The organism is Streptomyces monomycini (genome assembly GCF_022271435.1).
In the GTDB taxonomy this organism is placed as follows: Bacteria; Actinomycetota; Actinomycetes; order Streptomycetales; family Streptomycetaceae; genus Streptomyces; species Streptomyces monomycini.
The window spans coordinates 1-15,916 of sequence record NZ_JAFIQY010000069.1 but is presented as its reverse complement, the minus strand read 5'-3'; the positions used below and the strand labels follow the sequence as shown (position 1 = coordinate 15,916).

At 69.8% G+C, this 15,916-nt stretch carries 15 protein-coding genes and 2 pseudogenes; 7 read left to right on the top strand and 10 right to left on the bottom strand.

The genetic code is table 11. The annotated features are described in order from the left end of the window. Window positions 1-455: 455 nt before the first annotated feature. From JXZ78_RS39055 to JXZ78_RS39030, 5 genes and pseudogenes are all read right to left on the bottom strand, one after another. Window positions 456-1,946 carry a carboxylesterase/lipase family protein gene (locus JXZ78_RS39055; protein WP_030019658.1) on the bottom strand — a complete coding sequence of 497 codons (1,491 nt, stop codon included), beginning with the start codon at window positions 1,944-1,946 and terminating at the stop codon, window positions 456-458. A gap of 704 nt (window positions 1,947-2,650) precedes the next feature. Continuing rightward, window positions 2,651-3,112 (bottom strand): annotated as a pseudogene (locus JXZ78_RS39045) (lamin tail domain-containing protein). 1,165 nt (window positions 3,113-4,277) lie between these two features. After that, window positions 4,278-5,024 (bottom strand): SDR family oxidoreductase, encoded by a 747-nt coding sequence (locus JXZ78_RS39040; RefSeq protein ID WP_030019656.1) that lies wholly within the window; start codon window positions 5,022-5,024, stop codon window positions 4,278-4,280. Window positions 5,025-5,095: 71 nt separating this feature from the next. Then, a complete protein-coding gene (locus JXZ78_RS39035; protein WP_030019655.1) occupies window positions 5,096-6,166 on the bottom strand; it encodes an aldo/keto reductase in 1,071 nt (356 codons plus the stop codon). A 69-nt stretch (window positions 6,167-6,235) separates the two neighbouring features. Continuing rightward, entirely contained in the window at window positions 6,236-6,640 is a 405-nt protein-coding gene (locus JXZ78_RS39030; protein WP_238783692.1) for an SDR family oxidoreductase, read from the bottom strand. Between the two features lie 256 nt (window positions 6,641-6,896). Between JXZ78_RS39030 and JXZ78_RS39025 the strand changes: the two genes are divergently transcribed. Then, complete coding sequence (locus JXZ78_RS39025; RefSeq protein WP_030019654.1) at window positions 6,897-7,460, top strand: TetR/AcrR family transcriptional regulator; 564 nt, start codon at window positions 6,897-6,899, stop codon at window positions 7,458-7,460. Window positions 7,461-8,184: 724 nt separating this feature from the next. After that, complete coding sequence (locus JXZ78_RS39020) at window positions 8,185-8,853, top strand: hypothetical protein (RefSeq protein ID WP_157851544.1); 669 nt, start codon at window positions 8,185-8,187, stop codon at window positions 8,851-8,853. Between the two features lie 424 nt (window positions 8,854-9,277). Here JXZ78_RS39020 and JXZ78_RS39015 read toward each other — a convergent pair whose 3' ends face one another. Further along, window positions 9,278-9,895, bottom strand: coding sequence for a nitroreductase/quinone reductase family protein (locus JXZ78_RS39015; protein ID WP_238783691.1), 618 nt, complete (start codon window positions 9,893-9,895; stop codon window positions 9,278-9,280). On the opposite strand from JXZ78_RS39015, the gene JXZ78_RS39010 reads away from it, so the two are divergent. Next, window positions 9,894-10,574, top strand: coding sequence for a TetR/AcrR family transcriptional regulator (locus tag JXZ78_RS39010; protein WP_050502395.1), 681 nt, complete (start codon window positions 9,894-9,896; stop codon window positions 10,572-10,574). The two genes, JXZ78_RS39015 and JXZ78_RS39010, sit on opposite strands and share 2 nt — an antisense overlap. 720 nt (window positions 10,575-11,294) lie before the next feature. On the opposite strand, the gene JXZ78_RS39005 is transcribed toward JXZ78_RS39010, so the two are convergent. The 4 genes from JXZ78_RS39005 to JXZ78_RS38995 all read right to left on the bottom strand — a co-directional run bounded on the left by JXZ78_RS39005 (window position 11,295) and on the right by JXZ78_RS38995 (window position 12,161). Continuing rightward, on the bottom strand, window positions 11,295-11,513 hold the full coding sequence (locus JXZ78_RS39005) for a carboxymuconolactone decarboxylase family protein (protein WP_238783690.1): 219 nt from the start codon (window positions 11,511-11,513) through the stop codon (window positions 11,295-11,297). Then, window positions 11,462-11,575, bottom strand: a complete 114-nt coding sequence (locus tag JXZ78_RS40945) for a carboxymuconolactone decarboxylase family protein (RefSeq protein WP_308281081.1) — start codon at window positions 11,573-11,575, stop codon at window positions 11,462-11,464. Before JXZ78_RS40945 ends, JXZ78_RS39005 begins: the two co-directional genes overlap by 52 nt. A 42-nt stretch (window positions 11,576-11,617) precedes the next feature. After that, the gene (locus JXZ78_RS40575; RefSeq protein ID WP_275128678.1) at window positions 11,618-11,749 is read right to left on the bottom strand and encodes a hypothetical protein; all 132 of its coding nucleotides are present in this window, start codon (window positions 11,747-11,749) and stop codon (window positions 11,618-11,620) included. 130 nt (window positions 11,750-11,879) lie between these two features. Next, window positions 11,880-12,161: a cupin domain-containing protein gene (locus JXZ78_RS38995; protein WP_279634509.1), complete on the bottom strand. Its 282-nt coding sequence runs from the start codon at window positions 12,159-12,161 to the stop codon at window positions 11,880-11,882. 106 nt (window positions 12,162-12,267) lie between these two features. Here JXZ78_RS38995 and JXZ78_RS41280 point away from each other — a divergent pair, with 106 nt between their 5' ends. The 4 genes and pseudogenes from JXZ78_RS41280 (at window position 12,268) to JXZ78_RS38980 (ending at window position 15,520) form a co-directional block, all read left to right on the top strand. Continuing rightward, window positions 12,268-12,705, top strand: coding sequence for a hypothetical protein (locus tag JXZ78_RS41280; RefSeq protein ID WP_443735647.1), 438 nt, complete (start codon window positions 12,268-12,270; stop codon window positions 12,703-12,705). A 22-nt stretch (window positions 12,706-12,727) separates the two neighbouring features. Next, on the top strand, window positions 12,728-13,684 hold the full coding sequence (locus JXZ78_RS38990) for a Mu transposase domain-containing protein (protein WP_030019648.1): 957 nt from the start codon (window positions 12,728-12,730) through the stop codon (window positions 13,682-13,684). Then, window positions 13,681-13,947 (top strand): annotated as a pseudogene (locus tag JXZ78_RS40940) (ATP-binding protein); the annotation flags it as partial. The gene JXZ78_RS38990 and the pseudogene JXZ78_RS40940, both read left to right, overlap by 4 nt. A 1,240-nt stretch (window positions 13,948-15,187) precedes the next feature. After that, complete coding sequence (locus tag JXZ78_RS38980; RefSeq protein ID WP_050502376.1) at window positions 15,188-15,520, top strand: hypothetical protein; 333 nt, start codon at window positions 15,188-15,190, stop codon at window positions 15,518-15,520. Window positions 15,521-15,916: the final 396 nt, after the last annotated feature.

Here is a 15,916-nt window from a genome sequence, read left to right as displayed (position 1 = left end):
GTCGTGATCACAGCTGCGACAAGGGCGACTTTGCCGGCCTCGGTCAGGCCGCCGAACCACTCCCGTGCCCGGCGCAGGCGTGATCGCGGCCGGGGTGAAGGCGCTGGTCCGCCTCCCGGGCTCGGGGTCGGGTTCGGGTCGCTACCGGAAGGTGGTGGTGCCGAGGACAACGAAACCACCTGGCCTTTGCATAGGGGCTGGTCGGGCTCAAGACAGTAGGGGACTCGGCGAAGGCGGGCCACCGGTACGTTCCGATGTGGTCATTCGGGGAATCTGGACGGGTCACCTGCACCTGACGTCGTCGCGAGGGCACTCGACTGGCTATGTGGTTCTCCGTGGATGCCGTTTCGACACGAGTCCGGGAGTCACTTGCGCCGACGATGAGTGATCAATGTCGATGTGCAGCGATGTCGCTGGCCGTGTCATCACCCTCAGGTGGGAGCCGCCCCGGACGATTACGAATGATCGAAGGGGGCGGGGGCGTGGCCTTCCCAAATCTGGCGGGATGTCTGTTCGGGGTAGGGCAGAGTCTTCGATTCGGCGTCCAGGACGCGGGTGAGGTGCCCTCCGGGTCGGTGGGCGGACCAGCCCGCGTCGCCGGTGGTGACGAAGCGGACCCATGCCTCCTGGAGTTCGCGGGAGAGCGCGACGGCCTCGGGAGTAGGCTCCTCGCCGATGAGCTGGGTGGCGACGGGGCTGTCCAGCGTGCCGAACGCCAGGGGCACGTCGAGGCTGTGGCAGGCGCCCAGGATGCCGCCGAGGGCCGGGGCGGCCCAGCACAGTTCGAACAGGTACGAGGTGCCGCCGGCTGCGGCGTTCGCCTCGGCCAGCTTCTGTGACGGCATGCGGAAGAGGGCGTCGGAGTACACCGTCTCCAGCAACTCCTCCGGGCCTGCCTGCGGGAACGCGGCGCGGTAGGCCCGCGCGCCGTCCGGTTGAGGGGCGTGCAGTTCCAGGGCTGCGTGGGCGTCCTCCTCGGTGAAGGTGCCGTACCGTCCGCCCATGACGCTGAAGTACCGGAATTCGTCCCGGGTGTGGCCGACGAGCAGTTCGGTCCCGCTCGCGCGCGCGCCGGTCAGCGCGGGCCAGGGCGTTTCCGGGAGGACCTCGCCGTCGACGACGGGGCACAGCGCGGTGCCGGTCTCCGTCAGGCGCCCCCAGCTCTCCCGGTGCGCGTGGAGGCCGGCGTTGAAGGAGGTGAGCTCGGCGGCCAGGTGCCATGGGTCGATGTCGCGCAGCGCCTCAGCGGTGGGGGCCGCCGCGCCGAGCCGGTCCGCGAACGCGGCGGTGACCTGCCGTGCCAACGCGGGGGTGCTGTGCAGCCCCGGCACCGAATGGGCAATGGCCCGCCGGAACAGGCCGCGCGCGGACGTCATCGTCAGCAGGGCGGCGACCGAGCCCGCCCCGGCGGATACCCCGCCCACGGTGACCCGGCCGGGGTCGCCTCCGAAGGCGGCGATGTTGCGCTGCACCCACTCCAGCGCCGCGATCTGGTCGAGGAATCCGCGGTTGGGCGGCACGTCGTCGAGGAACGCGAATCCCTCCGCACCCACGCGGCAGTTGATGGTCACCACGACGATGCCCGCCGCGGCCAGCGCTGCCGGGTCGTACATCGGGTCGCTCGACGCCGCCGAGAGGTAGCCGCCCACGGGGATCCACACCAGCACCGGCAGTCCCGCCGCGCCGGGATCCGGAGTGCCGACGTTGAGCGTCAGCCAGTCGGTGCCCTGCGGGGGCACGTCGATCGGCAGGGACAGCGGCACCACGGGGCCGAACTCGACCGCCTGCCTCATCCCCTCCCAGCGGTGCGGCGGCGCAGGCGCGGCGAAGCGGAGCGCTCCGACCGGGGGTTGGGCGTAGGGGATGCCGCGGAACACCGCGTGCCCCTGCCGCCGGCGCCCCTGCACCACGCCTTCCGTGGTTCGTACCTTCGGCTGTTCGCACATGACGATGCCTCCGTCGGGTGGACCCCAGGATTATCGGACAAGTGTATTATGTCAAGTGTATTGGAACAATGCCCGGGTGCGAGGGAGGGGCCGGCAATACCCAAAGAGGTGGATCACCGCGGACGCCGCGAAGCGATCGCCCGCGCCCTGTGGCGGGTGGTGGAGCAGCGCGGCGTCATACAGCTGACGATGCGCGTGGTGGCGCAGGAGGCGGGCATGTCACTCGGACAGCTGCAGCACTACTTCGCCTCCCGGACCGCCATGCTCTCCTTCGCCATGATTTTCGCGTCCGAGCAGACCTCGGTGCGCGTACACCAGGGGCTCGAAAAACTGACATCACAAACTCGGTCAGGAGGCGACTCCCACCAACATGTCGAAACGACTCCCCGACTCCGTTGCATAGCCATACGGTCGCCCCTTGGGCCGCATCACCATTGACTGCAGCGTGCACACCGCCGCCCGCCGGCTCGCTGCCGGGCGTCCGAAGACGGCGGTGAGCTTCACCCCGGCCCCGTAGCCGGAGTCACCTGCCGGGAGCGTGCCCCTGGCCCGCGGGCTCGGGGCCGTGCGTACCAGGGCGGGCGGTGCCGCCCGGGGCCGTTCGTGAGCCGGAAGCCTGTGCGGCAGCCGGACAGGGCGGTGCGCCGCAGCGCCCTCGATTGCGGCGCACCTGGAGTCCGGGCCGCTGAGGCGGCCCCGCGTGCTCAGTGGCGGCCCCAGCGCTGGGTGTCGACGACGCGGTGGTGGTCGTTGCGCAGGGTGGCGGTGTCGCGCCGGTTGTCCCAGACGTAGGTGCGGCGGTCCTGGTAGACGTCGCGCCAGGTGTCGCTCCCGTGACCGGTGTGTACGCGGACGCTCTGGTTGCCGGCCAGGCGCAGGTTGTTGAAGCGGTACGTCTTGAGGGTGCGCTCGCTGGTCAGGGGTCAGTTCTTGAAGTTGACCGCGCGGTGGCTGGTGTTCTTGACGGTGACCCACTCGGCGTTGAGGCTCCGGTTGGAGCCGTCGTCGCGGCCGGGGCTGTCGGCCTGCACCGCGCCGATGACGACGGGGGAGCGGTGCGGGGCGGGCAGGGTGTGTGCGCCGGTGGCGGCGGCGGGCAGGGCCGCGGTGACGGCCAGGGCGGCCGAGCCGAGCGCAGCGGCCGCGAGACGGGCAGAACGAGACATGACAAGCCTCCTGCGGACAGCCCCCCGAGGCGGAGCCGATCGGATGAGATGCCCGGAGTGCGGGGCGGATCTCACTGTGGTCCCGCCCGGCAGGCAGTGGTTGAAGATGCGACGGCCCATTACGGAACTCCGGCCATTTGCACACCCGCACCGCGCCCGTCGTGCACGCCTCCGCGTACACCGGACGATCGCACGCCCCCGGCGCGCCGCAGCAGAAACGCCCCCTGAGCTGTGGAGTCGGAAAGCCCAATACTTGGGGAGCGAGGGCTCGTACAGACGTGCCCGGACCCCAGCCAGCGGTGGCGCGCTGGTGCCTCCTTCCGCCCCGGGCCGCTGTTCGGTGCGCAACGAGGCGCCTCAACCACCGGGCACGCGCGGGCTGGCACCCGTCACAACTCGCGTGCTAGAGCAGTGCCACGGGCCGTACCACCGCCTCGAAATAACCGCCGGGCACTGTCCTGAGCCACCGCACAGCCGACCGCAGCCACCAGCGCCGGCGCGTTCGACGCTGCGCTGGTGCCAGCACCTCGGACCGGCGGACCGTGCCCTGCTGCATCAGTCAGCCGGCGCGGCGGCCGCCAGTCGCCTTCTTCTGCACCGCGCTCTTCTTCGCCTGCGCCTGGAGGTGGACTTCTTGCCGCCGGCCTCCTTCGGCGCGCGGACGCTCTCGCGGGTGTGGGGTGGGGTGGAACGCCGCCCACCCCACCCCACGCCACCGGCACCCGGTCCGCCCTGCTCCCGGGCCCCAAGCGGTGGAGCGGCACGCTGCCGCCAAGTTCGGGTGCGGGCGCGATGCCGACTGCACACCACGTCCGAGGGTGGACCGGCGGCGGCCCTGGGGTGAGGAGCCGGGGCTCCGATCGCCTACGAACAGCATCTGGTCACCAGCACCCTCGCCGCATAACGACACAAACAGGTGTCCACTTCACGGGGGGAAGTTCAGGCGGCATGTCTTCGTGGGCCGTGACAACCTCCTGGTGCGAGCACCTTGACGCCGTCGCCGCCGAACTCGATGGCCGCCCACGCAAAACGCTCGGCTGGGAAACCCCAACCGAGCGCCTGCATGAACTGCTCGCGGCCTGATCGACACGACCGTGTGTTGCAGCTCCCCGCTGAACCCCCCGTGGTAGCGGGCCTTACGCCCCTGGCGGGATGGCAGACGAGCTCAGAGCTGGGTTTCGCCGCCGTCCACGGCCAGCTCGATGCCGGTGGTGTACGTGGCGTCGAAGGCGAGGAATGCGGCCGCCTTGGCGAACTCTTCGACGGTGCCGTAGCGCTTCATGGGGTTGCTCGCGGTCCGCTCGGCCCTGAACTGGTCGGCGGCCTCTTTGGACAGGTTCATGGTTTCCAGAATCCCCGAGTCGATGGGCCCCGGGCTGATCGCATTGACGCGGATTCCCCGCGGAAGCAGCTCGCGGGAGAAGGTGCGGGCCATCGAGCGCAGCGCTGCCTTGCCGGCCGCGTAGACGCTGGTGTCCACCATGCCGATGACGTTCGCGATCGAGGTGGTGAGGACGACGCCGGCGTTCGCGCTCAGCAGCGGGTCGAGCTTCTGCACAGTGAAGAAGGCGCCCTTGACGTTGATCGCGAACAGCTCGTCGTACACGTCCTCGGTCGTCGACTCGAGGGGCGTGAGGGGGGAGATGCCGGCATTGACGAACAAAGCATCGATCGAACCGAGCTCGCTCTTCACCCGGCCGGCGAGCATATCCAGCTCGGACAGTGAGGCCACATCCGCCCGGACGGCCACGGCATTCTCACCGAGCCGCTCGCGTGCCGCGTCGAGCTTGGCCCGAGAACGGCCGGTGATCACCACGCGGGCTCCGCCTTGCACCAGCAGCTCCGCCAGCGCGAGCCCCATGCCGCTGCTGCCACCCGTGATCACCACATTCTTGTCGCTGTACTTACCCATGACCGCGGTTGCTCCGTTCCATCATCAAAAACTCATCGATATATCTGGAATGTCGCCGTTCATGAAGCGGATCAGCCGAGGGTCTCGATCTTCATGTCGCCTGTGGTGACCGTGCGGATGTGATCGCTGGCGAGCAGGTCGTGCGGATCGCCGAGGTCGATGGCGCTGACCTCGTCGAGACGGGCCAGCTGGGAGGGAGTGAGGTCGACCTGCAGGGCACCCAGGTTGTCCTCCAGCTGCGCGACTGTGCGGGCGCCGATGATGGGTGTCGTCACGCCCGGAGCGTTCAGGGTCCAGGCCAGTGCGACCTGGGCGGGTGTGCGGCCCAGCTCCGAGGCCACCTCCTTCACCGCATCGGCAATGGCGAGGTTGCGGTCGGTGACCCATCCCAGGGCGACGTTGAGGCTCTTGCGGTTGCCGGCGGTTTCGCCGACAACGGAGCCCGTCGGGTTCCGGTCCTCCCGGCTGTACTTGCCGGTGAGCACCCCGCCGCCCAACGGGGAGAAGGGGACCACGCCGAGTCCCATCTCGCGTGCCATCGGGATCAGGTCACGCTCCGCAGTGCGCGCGACCAGGCTGTACTCGGTCTCCAGCGCGACCAGTGGCGACCAGCCGCGCAGGCCGGCGATCGCCTGCATGCGCGACACCTGCCAGGCCGGGGCGCTGGAGATCGCCACGTACAGCACCTTGCCCTGCCTCACCAGATCGTCCAGGCCCCGCAGGATCTCCTCCACCGGCGTCCTGAAGTCCCATACGTTCACGTACAGCAGATCGATGTAGTCGGTACTCAGCTGCCGCAGACTGGCTTCCACCGACGCCAGCATGCTCTTGCGGTGGGTCCCCCCGGAATTCGGGTCACCGGGCTGGCGCAGCGTCGAGTACTTCGTCGCCAGCACCATCTTGTCGCGGTTGGTGCGGGCGAATTCGCCGAGCAGCCGCTCGGAGCTGCCATTGGTGTAGGTGCTGGCGGTGTCGAAGAAGTTGCCGCCGAGCTCGGTGTAGCGGTCGAAGAGCTTGCGCGCCTCGTCGCGCTCGGCGCCCCAGCCCCACTCGGTGCCGAAGGTCGCCGTGCCCAGCGCCAGCGGTGAGACCCGGAGTCCGGAACGGCCCAGCAGTCGGTAAGTGTCGAGAGTGAGTGCCATCGTGTTCTCCTGTGAGGTGCGGTTCGTGGCGTTCGAGAGGTGCGGATTGGTGGTCGGCTCGCCCGGGTTTCAGGCGCCGAGCCCGTAGCCGTCGGCCACGGTGATGTCCTGGCCGGTGATGTAGCCGGCGGTGGCCGAGGCGAGGAAGGCGACTGCTTCCGCGACCTCCTGGCTGGATCCCAGGCGCTCGAAGGGGATCTTCGAGCGCATGGCGTCCCGGCCGCTCTCGGGCCCCCAGCTTGTCGAGCAGCGGGGTGTCGGTGGCCCAGGGCTCACGGCGTTGACGCGAATCCTGCGCGGGGCCAGTTGGAGCGCGAGCGAGGGCAGCATGGCCAGCAGCGCGCCGCGTGTCGCCGCCCCACCGTGGCGCCAGGGGAGCCCGCGACGGGTTCCGATGCCGACGGTCAGCACGATCGAGCCGCCGTCATTCATGAGGGGAAGGGCCTTTTGGAGGGTGAAGCACTGGCCCTTCAAGTTGAGATCGGGTGCTCGTCGAACGATTCGTCCGTCACCTCGGCAACCAGTGCCGGACGGATGATCCTGGCGTTGAGGCAGAGCAGGTCGTTCCCCCGGTGATGAGAGCTGTAGGCATGGCGAACCTCTCGTCGCTGAAGTGTTGGGTGAAGCCGCCTGTAATCGGGGAACTCCCCGGTTGTCTCACCGTACACTGAACCGGGGACGTCCCCGAATCGTTCCCGAGCCTCATCCGACACTCACGATCGCGAAGTTCATGACCCCTCCACGCAGCACCCTGCGCGCCGACGCGCGGCGCAACCGCGAGCAGCTGATCGCCACGGCTGCCGAAGCCTTCGCGTCCGGACGCGCGATCTCGCTGGACGCGATCGCCAAACGTGCGGGAGTGGGGAACGCCACCCTGTATCGGCACTTCCCCACCCGAGAGGATCTGGTCGAAGAGGTCTACCGGGACCAGATCCGGCCCTTGCGCGAAGATGCGCGCACCCTGCTGGCTGCCAAGCCGCCCGCGCAGGCCCTCCACGCGTGGATGCTCCGATTCGCCGACTGGGCCGACGAACGGCGCGGCGTCTGCGAGGCCCTGGTCGCCATGAGCGCTTCCGGCCGCTTCGGCACCGGACCGGTCTGTGACGAGGTCCAGCAGATTCTGGCGATGGTGCTCGAGGCGGGCGCCGCAGCAGGAGAACTGCGCAGCGACATCGATCCGGTCGAGGTAGGAGGCATCCTCGCCGGTTTGCTCTCCGTGGCCGGCGCATCCGAGCAGCGTCCCCAGCTGAACCGAATGCTGGACGTCGTCGTCGACGGGCTCAGGCCCCGCTAAGCGGTACGCCAGCGGTTCGGCCAGGCGTCGGCCCATGCTGGCCAGCAGCATCGGGGGAGGGGGAGGGGGAGGTGCCGCCCTCGGCGTCGTGTGTCAGGGCGCTGTGCCGGAGGTGGTGGAGTGTCCAGCCGTTCAGGTCCTCGATGTCCTCGGGTGAGGCGAGCGGGTTGGCCAGCAGCCGGGTGCTCTCGTCGAAGATCTCCTCAGGGGTGCGGCCAGGATGTGGCAGGGTGCGGGCACCTGTCCCTTGGGAATGAGCGGCCGCCGCCTGCAGAGGGGGCGGCCCGGGTGTGAGGGCGGCTTCCCCGGCCTGTCCTCGTGCCCGCCACGCCATCACGAGCTCGGCCGGGGTTGTGCGGCGCCCGATCGGCGGGGCATAGCGACGACGATGCGCTGCGCGCCGGCCTTCCTGCGCGCAGATGCTGTGTCGCAGGACGGCGGAGGAGCGGACCCGCTTGCTCGTGGTGCCGCCCCGCCGTGGGCAGCTCCCCGCGTTCGGGCCGGGAGCCGGCAGCCGCCGGCCGGAAGGCTCAACGGTGCCACGGCGGCCGCCGTTTACGCTCCGGCGTTGCGGTGATCCGCGCAGTCCGGGGCCCGCCGCGCGGGCGGGGGCCGGGGTGTGTGCCCGCGGCGGGAGCGGGCGAGCTGATCAGGACCGGCGGGGCCGGGCAGCTCGGACGTGCGGGTCTGCAGCGGGCTGCCCGCGGCCGGGTACCGTACCAGGATGGAAACGGATTCCGGGGACGGCGCCGTCGACAGGGACGACGCGGCGGAGCGCCAGGAGGCGCGGGAGCAGGCACTGGACGCGCGGGAGCGACTGTCCGACGAGCGGGAAGCCGCCGCTGATGTCCGGGAACAGGCCGCCGATGGCCGGGAGGCGACCGCAGATGCGCGGGAGGAGTCCGCGGACACACGAGAACGGGGCCTGGCTGCCTGGGAAGGCCACGTCGACGAACGGGCCCGTGCCCTGGACCAGCCCGCTCCCGGCCTGCGCGAACGCACCCGCGAGCAGATCAGCCGTTCGCGGGACCTGGTGACTTCCAGCCGCAAGGCCTTGGACCGCGCCGAGGCGGCGCTGCACCGGGGCGATGCGCGAGACCGGCGGGAGCAGGGAGCCGTCGACCGGGAAACGGCCGCCGCCACCGCCCGGCAAGCCGCCGAAGAGCCCTCGCGTCGTGCGTATCTGGAAGCCCGGGCCTGCCGGCTGCAGCACAAGGCCGAGGACACGGTGTCGGCACTGGCCGACACCCACGACGCCCTGGCCCGGGACCACGAGCAGCACGGCCGAGCGCAGCAGGCCGCTGGGCACCGCCGCCGCGCCGAGCGGATCCGCCGCACAGCCGACGCCCTGCGCGCGGACGCCGAAACGGGCAGTGACGAGGACGGCACCTGACGCGCGAAGGCGTGCGCAGACCAGAGGCCTGGCGGTTCACCGCAGTCGTGGCCACCCGGCGAAGCCCCGGCCGCTGGCAGCGAGTGACTGTGCCGGGGCTCTCGGGTCTCCGGCAGAGCCGGAGCGGCGCAGCCACCGGCTTCGTTCACGTCGACCAGCAGCGTTTGTCCGTCAGTTTGGGCTCTGGCGCAACTTCTGTGCGCGCCCACGCTGAGCGACGCCTGAGCTGCCGATCGGATAGGGAGCGCAGGCCCTTCCGCCGGGAAGCCGGGTGCCTCCCCTCCGGTCGGCTCCTCGCGAGAGGCGGAGAGTCACCGCACGGGCTGCCCAATCCGTCGCCTTCGGACGCGAGACTGCGCCTGTCGAGGGAGCCCGACGGCGGGCCGGAAGGGCTGCCGCCGGCTTCCCCGTGAAGCGATCGGCGCTACCAGGGCTGTCCGCGGTCACGCTCCAACACGACGACGGGAATCTGCCTGCCCGAAGCCGCCTCGAACTCGGCGAACTTCGGGACGAGCGCCACTTCTTTCGCCCAGAGGCGCTCCCGCTCCGCCCCTTCCGCGAGTCGGGCCACGGCCGGCACTCGTTCCGTACCCACCTCGACGATGGCGCGCGGGTTCGCCATGAGGTTGCGGTACCAGACCGGATGGCGCGGGCTGCCGCCGTGGGTTCCGAAGACGGCCCAGCCATCGCCGGCCGGTTGATAGAACAACGGGCTGATCCGCTCGCGCCCCGTCCTGGCTCCGGTGTGGTGCACCAGGATGAGCGGCATGCCTTGCTCGCTGAAGCCGGGCATCCGGGGCGGGACGGGGCGGCCTGCAGCGAATTCCTCGTCGCTGCTCCAGGGGACGCACCCGGCGTTCGCTCGGAACTCGGCAATGATCCGGTCGTTCCAACTGCCAACAGCAGAGGCATTGTTGTCGTCTGCGGGAGTTACGGATGGTACGGACACGGTATCCCCTTCACTATCCGGAGCACTCGCTCCGTAAAGTACCACGGCGAACCGGAGCATCCGCTCCGCATCGGCGAATATGCTCGGACGCATGACAGTGACTGGACCACAGAGCACCCCCCGGCGCCGCGCTCCGCGCGCGGACGCGGTCCTCAACCGGGAATCGATCATCGAGGCCGCCTCCCAGGTGCTCGCCGAGCAGGGCACCGCGGTGGACGTGCGCGAGATCGCCCGCCGCAGCGGAGTGGGCATGGGCACCCTCTACCGGCACTTCCCGAAGAAGGAAGATCTCGTCCGGACGGTCCTGCACAACGACTTCTCCAAGTGGGCGGAGTCCGCACGCCGGGCGGCGAGTGACGCCGAGGACCCCTGGGCAGCACTGGCCGACTTCTACCAGCAGGCCCTGACCGGCTACGCACGTCACTGCGCGATCATGGAGAACTTCGCGCTGACCTGGTCGGAACCCGACCTGGAGGGCATCCGCCAACTTCGCCTCGTCATCGAGGAACTGCGCGCCCACGCCTCGGCCCTGCTGCGCCCCGGCGTGACTACTGACGACCTACTGCTCCTGCTGGTCTCACTGGGCCACGCCGTCCAGTTCACCGACGCATGCCGCCCGCAGATGTGGCAGAGGCTGCTGCGGATCTCGCTCGACGGCTTGCGCACCGATCACCGCGAACCGCTGCCCGCCGCCACTTCACCGGACGCCGGCATCCAGCCGTCCGACAGCCACACCCTCGCCGCCCGCTCTCGGCCATCGCAGTCCGGGTGAGTAGGCGCCGTGTACTCATGCCGCTCACGACGAGCGTCAGGGCTGCCGGTCGTCGTCGCCGGTTCGGTGGCCGAGGCGGATCAGTGCCGCTCGTACGCTGTCCGGATCCCGCACATTGTCTTGCCGGCTGTCCGGGTGGTCGGGGTCGGGGATGACGGTCACTGTGAACCGGAGGGTGCTGCGGGCGATGTCCGGCGCCGCCGTGGTGGGGGAGCCGCGAACCGGTACATGTCCGATCCGGCCGACTCGATCCCCCAGCCCTGGAGAACACCCGGTTCACCAGGCAGAGCACAGAAGTGGAACACCACCACGATGACGAACACGACCGAACCCCCGAAGCTGCTGCTCCTCACCGCCCCGGCCTGCGCGAGCAACTTCAGGCGCTGCCCGGCTCCGCCGCACTCATCGGCATCAGTACCGACGGACGGGCCACCGCCGTCGGCATCGACGCCGCCCCGCACATCCTGGTCTGCAGCGGTACCGGCGGCGGGCAGACCGCTGGACCTGGCTTTCGCCCGCACCCAGCTGCGGCTCGCCCGGTCTCTGGCCGTCGACCTGTGCCGCCCATGGGGCGGAGCAGGGTGACGGTGGCGGCCGCGGTCGCCACCGCGGCGGTGGGCGCCGAGGCAGCTCGTGCGAGCTGCCTCGGCTGATTTCGCTATGACCGTCATGACGGTGGCGGCTTCGGCGGCCTGTATCACCGCCGGTTCGCCGTCGAGGTCAGCCGGCGACGGTGTACCGGCTGGTGATCGCGAGGCGGTTGAAGGCATTCATCAGGATCACCAGCCAGATGACTGCCGAGACCTGGTCCGCGGTGAGGACGGCCGCGGCGGCGTTGTAGTCCTCGTCGCTGGCGTGTCCGTCCGACACGCGGGTGACGGCCTCGGTCAGGCGGAGGGCGGCGCGTTCGGTCTCGGAGAAGTAGCCGGTCCCCCCCATCCGGGCAGTACGGCGATCCGGTCGGGGCTTTCGCCCATCTGGAGGGCGTCGCGGGTGTGCATACGCAGGCAGAACACAGCCGTTGATCTGAGAGGCGCGGATCTTCAGCAGTTGGACCAGACGCGGGTCCAGGCCCATGCGGCAGCGGTCTCCTGCACCTCTGTCGAGAAGGCGGTGAGGGCCTTGTAGGAGGCCGGGTGCTGCTTGGCGATGTTGACGCGCTGGGTGTCGTTCATTGTTCCTTCTTTGGGTCTGTGGTTCGCATCGCGCCCTTCAGGCACGGCGAGGAGGTCGAAGTGTGTTGTGGTAAGGACCGAGACGGAGGTGGGCTGCGCACAGAGCTGCCGCCCGCTGCTTGTAGCTCGGCTACTTCGGGTCGTCGGTCTTGAGTGCGTCGCCGGGGTTGGCGATGAAGACGACGAGAAGCTTGGCCGGCTTGGTCGTGCTGGTGTTCTCGGCTTGAACGTGGTGGGCGCCCGGCGGCTCGACCCAGTCCTCGCCCTGGTGGTAGGTGGCGGTGGGCTGCCCTTCGAGCGTGCTGCGCACGCTGCCTTCGAGGACGTACGCGTAGGCGAACGCCTGGCCGTGCCGGTGTGGCACTGTACGAGCGTTGGGCGGGAAGTTGTCGGCGTACAAGTGGACGTGCACCACCTCGCACGGATGAGAGTGCACCAAAGTTGGTGCGGTGAGGGGTGGGGTTCGGGAGTCTGCTGTCGTCTTGTTCGGGGACGGCGGAGGGCGGAGGGCGGCGAGGGTGATCTTGGATCCGCGTCGCTGGCTGGAGTTGCGGCGGTTTCGTGGCCTGTACGAGTCCGGCGCGTTGAGCCTGAGGGAGATCGCGAAAGCGACCGGGCTGAACCGACGTACGGTCGCCAAGTACCTCTCGGGCGAGACGCCGGTCGCCCCTCCGAAACGGGCAGCGAACGGCCAGCCGCGCCCGCGGGCGGTGGAGGAGGTCGCACCGCTGATCGACGCGATGCTGCGGGCCGAGATCCTCCTGAAGGGAGCGGTGGTCCACGAGCGTCTGGTGGCGGAGTACGGCTTCGCTATCAACTATCAGCGCGTGAAGATGTACTTGCAGGAGGCCCGGCCGCGGATCGCGGAGGAGCTGGGTATCAGCCCGGGGCAACTGGCCGGGCTGCACCGCTGGTTCGAGGTGGTTCGCGGCGCCCAGGCTCAGGTGGACTGGTGACGAGGGCAAGATCCTTGCCCATGTGGGGATTCCGAAGGCCTACTCCTTCCACATGACCTTGTCTTACTCGCGGGATCCGTTCTGCTGCTTCACCACCAGCCAGGACTTGTCGACGTTCTTCGACTGTCACCGGCAGGCGTTCGCGCACTTCGGCGGAGTCCCGGTGTCGATCGTCTACGACCGCACCAAGACCGTGGTCCGCCGTCATGTCGCCCCTGGTGAGGCCGTTCCTCTGCATCCGGAGGCGGTCGCGTTCGCCGGGCATTACGACTTCGACCCCGACGTTCTGGCCGCCCACCGGCCCACCGGGAAGAGCCGGGTCGAGCGGCAAGTACTTATCGTCCGTGATCACGTCCTGGCCGGGCGGGCCTTCTCCTCGACTGAGGAACGGAACTCCGCGTTCACAGCCTGGGTCCCGCTGCGGCGGGCGAAGGTCCACGGGACCCGCGGCCAGGTCATCGGCCTGCGGACGGTCCGCGACCACATGGCCCTGCGTCCGCTGCCGCAGATTCCCTATGTCGTGGCCCAGCGGCATCTGCGCTACATCGGCAAGGACTGTCTCGTCGCGTTTGAGGCGAACCTCTACTCGGTGCCGGCCTTGCGGGTCCGTCCCCGCCAGCTGGTCGAGGTCCGAGCGACGAAGTCCCAGGTCAGCCTGTATTCCACCGCCGCTGACCACCGGGTCGAGACCCTGCTGGCCACGCATCCTCGGGCGGTGGGCCGTGGCGCCCGCGTCGTGGACGAGATGCACTGGAACGGCCTTCCCACCGGAGCTGGACGCCGCGCCACAGCAGGCGGGGAACTGCCCGCGGCCCGCCGCAAGGAAGGCCAGGAGCCAGGGCAGGGGGCGCTGATGGCCTTGCTGAACCGGTCCGCGGCCACTCAGGTCGAGGTCGGCCGCCGACCGCTGTCGGTCTATGACGAGTTGACCGGCACCCGGCCTTTCACCACCCACCCGAGCACGGAGGAAACGTCTTGAGCGAGCTGGTCTTCACCCGCATCCGCAGCACGGCCGGCAAGCTGGGCCTTCCCCGCCTGGCCGAAACCCTGGCCCAGTACGCTCAGCGGGCTGATGAGGCCAAACCCGGCTACCTCGACTTCATCGACCTGGTGTTGTCCGAAGAACTCGCCGTCCGTGAGGACCGCCGTTTCTGCACCGGCCTGCGGACCTCGAAGCTGCCGCACCACAAGGCCCTTGAGGACTACGACTTCTCCTTCCAGCCCGACCGCCTTCCGCACAAAGGCCGACGCGTGTTTGTCCGCCTGCGTTCACCGGAGGGCAGTGCTCTGCTGTCGATGGCCCGTGCAGAAGCCGCCGCCTTCATCGAGGCGACCGCTTCGCTGGTTACCGGTCCTGAGGCAGCAGAGTTCACCGACCGGATCCGTCCATGGCACAACGACTTGGCTGAACTCACCTGTCCGGGGCCCGTCGAGTAGGCGGCGACCGCACCATGCGCGCACCGGGAGCCTTCCGGCACGGTAGGGCACCGGGCGGCGGTTCGGCCGGGGTCTGGGCGGACGGGCGAAACGCGACATCGTCGGCGTAGCGCTGCTCTGGTCGGCCACTGCGCACAGCAAAAGAGGGCCGTGCGTCGGCGTGGTCCTCACCGGCAGCCCTGACCAGGCAGGCGGAGGGGCGCGGGGGCGGAACCGCTGGTGACCAGGCCGGCGGGGGAGGCTGACGAGCCGGCGGACCGTGCACGTACAGCAGAAGGGCAGTGGCAGCAGCGGAAGGATGCGCGGATGAGTGACATACCAGGGGGCGGGCTCTGCTGAATGCGATCGAGCGCAGGCTCCTCACCTGTGGCACATCGACACAGACCGTGAATATGACAACCGCGGAGGTCAGGTGGCGTCCGGTCTTTGAGTGCCGCATCGTGCGGACCGTCGAGTCCCGCACCGAGCAGGAACGGGTGCACCACGGGAAGAAGGACCTGTCCGGCCGGCCGACTGACCGGAAGCTGGACGCCTACACGGTGACGGCCCCGGCGAAAGCGGGCGACGAGCGGCAGTGGAAACTGGTGCTGCGCGACTCCGTCCGTGAGGAGCACTGCTCCTGCGGCAACGGTGAGGTCGCCTGCGACCGCTGCCAGGGCCGCGGCGCGCCCACCTGTCCGGCCTCGCGCGTCTGCCCGGCCTGTGGCGGCAGCGAGTCCTGCGGCCGGTGCGATGGCAGTGGCGTCCGCCGACACGGCCGTACCGCGGCAGCGGCCGGGCTCGGCGAGCGCGTCACCTGCCTCAAGTGCGGGGCGCTGGAGGCGGCCTGCCGCGGCTGCCGCGGCAGCCGCGGCCGCGGTCGTGTCGAGTGCCCTGACTGCGCCGGTGCGGAGTCCGTGCCCTGCCCCCAGTGCGGCAGCCAGGGAACGATCGCCACACGGCATGCCGGGGAGCCGGGCGTACCGTCACCTGGACCGAGGGCCTCATCCGGCACACCCGGTCGGAAGAACGCGTACCGCAGCCACCCCCGTACCCGCCCTTATTCGTGCGACACCTGGCCAAGGAGACCGGGAGCTGGCGCACCGCCACCCTTACGCCCGGCGACCCGTTACCGCACGACTTGCTCGTCGCCCACCGCAATGCCCTCGCGTCCCGGCTCGCCGAGGCCCCGGGGGAGGTCGCCCGCTGCGCTCACCTGCGCTATCTGCCGGTCGTTAGGGGCACGGTGCCGGACGATCCCCACCGCGTGTTCTACGCCTTTCCCGAGCAGGACGGCCCGAAGGTCGTCGCCGTACCGTCGCCCCGTCGCGTCGCGCAGGCAGCCATAGTGATTCTTGGTGCCGCGGTCCTGCTCAGGGTGCTCTTCGCTGTGCTGTGAGGCCGACGCTGCCGCGAAGGACCGGTGTTGGTGCCTTGGTGCTTTCCTGAGTGTGCCCGGTAGCGGTTGTACCGCCGTCGCGCACGCGCGCGTCCGGGAAGATCCGCCGCTCGTCGTTATGTTGGTGGCGGCATGTCGCGCGGCGTCCTCAGCGAGATCGCTTCGAGCCGCGCCGCCGGTGATCGCGCGTGGCCGCGTTTCCTTCCAATTCGTCGCCCCCGACAGGCATGTGGTCCGGCGGGACCGAGCGATGCCGGGTGCCGTGCGGGCGGGGGTGCCTCTATGTTCTTCGTCAAGCGAGTCGAGGGTTCCTCGGCTCGTAGAAGGTGCCGTCGCGGAGCATGGCGAACAGGACGCTGATGCGGTGGCGGGCCAGGCGGAGGAGGGCCTGGGTGT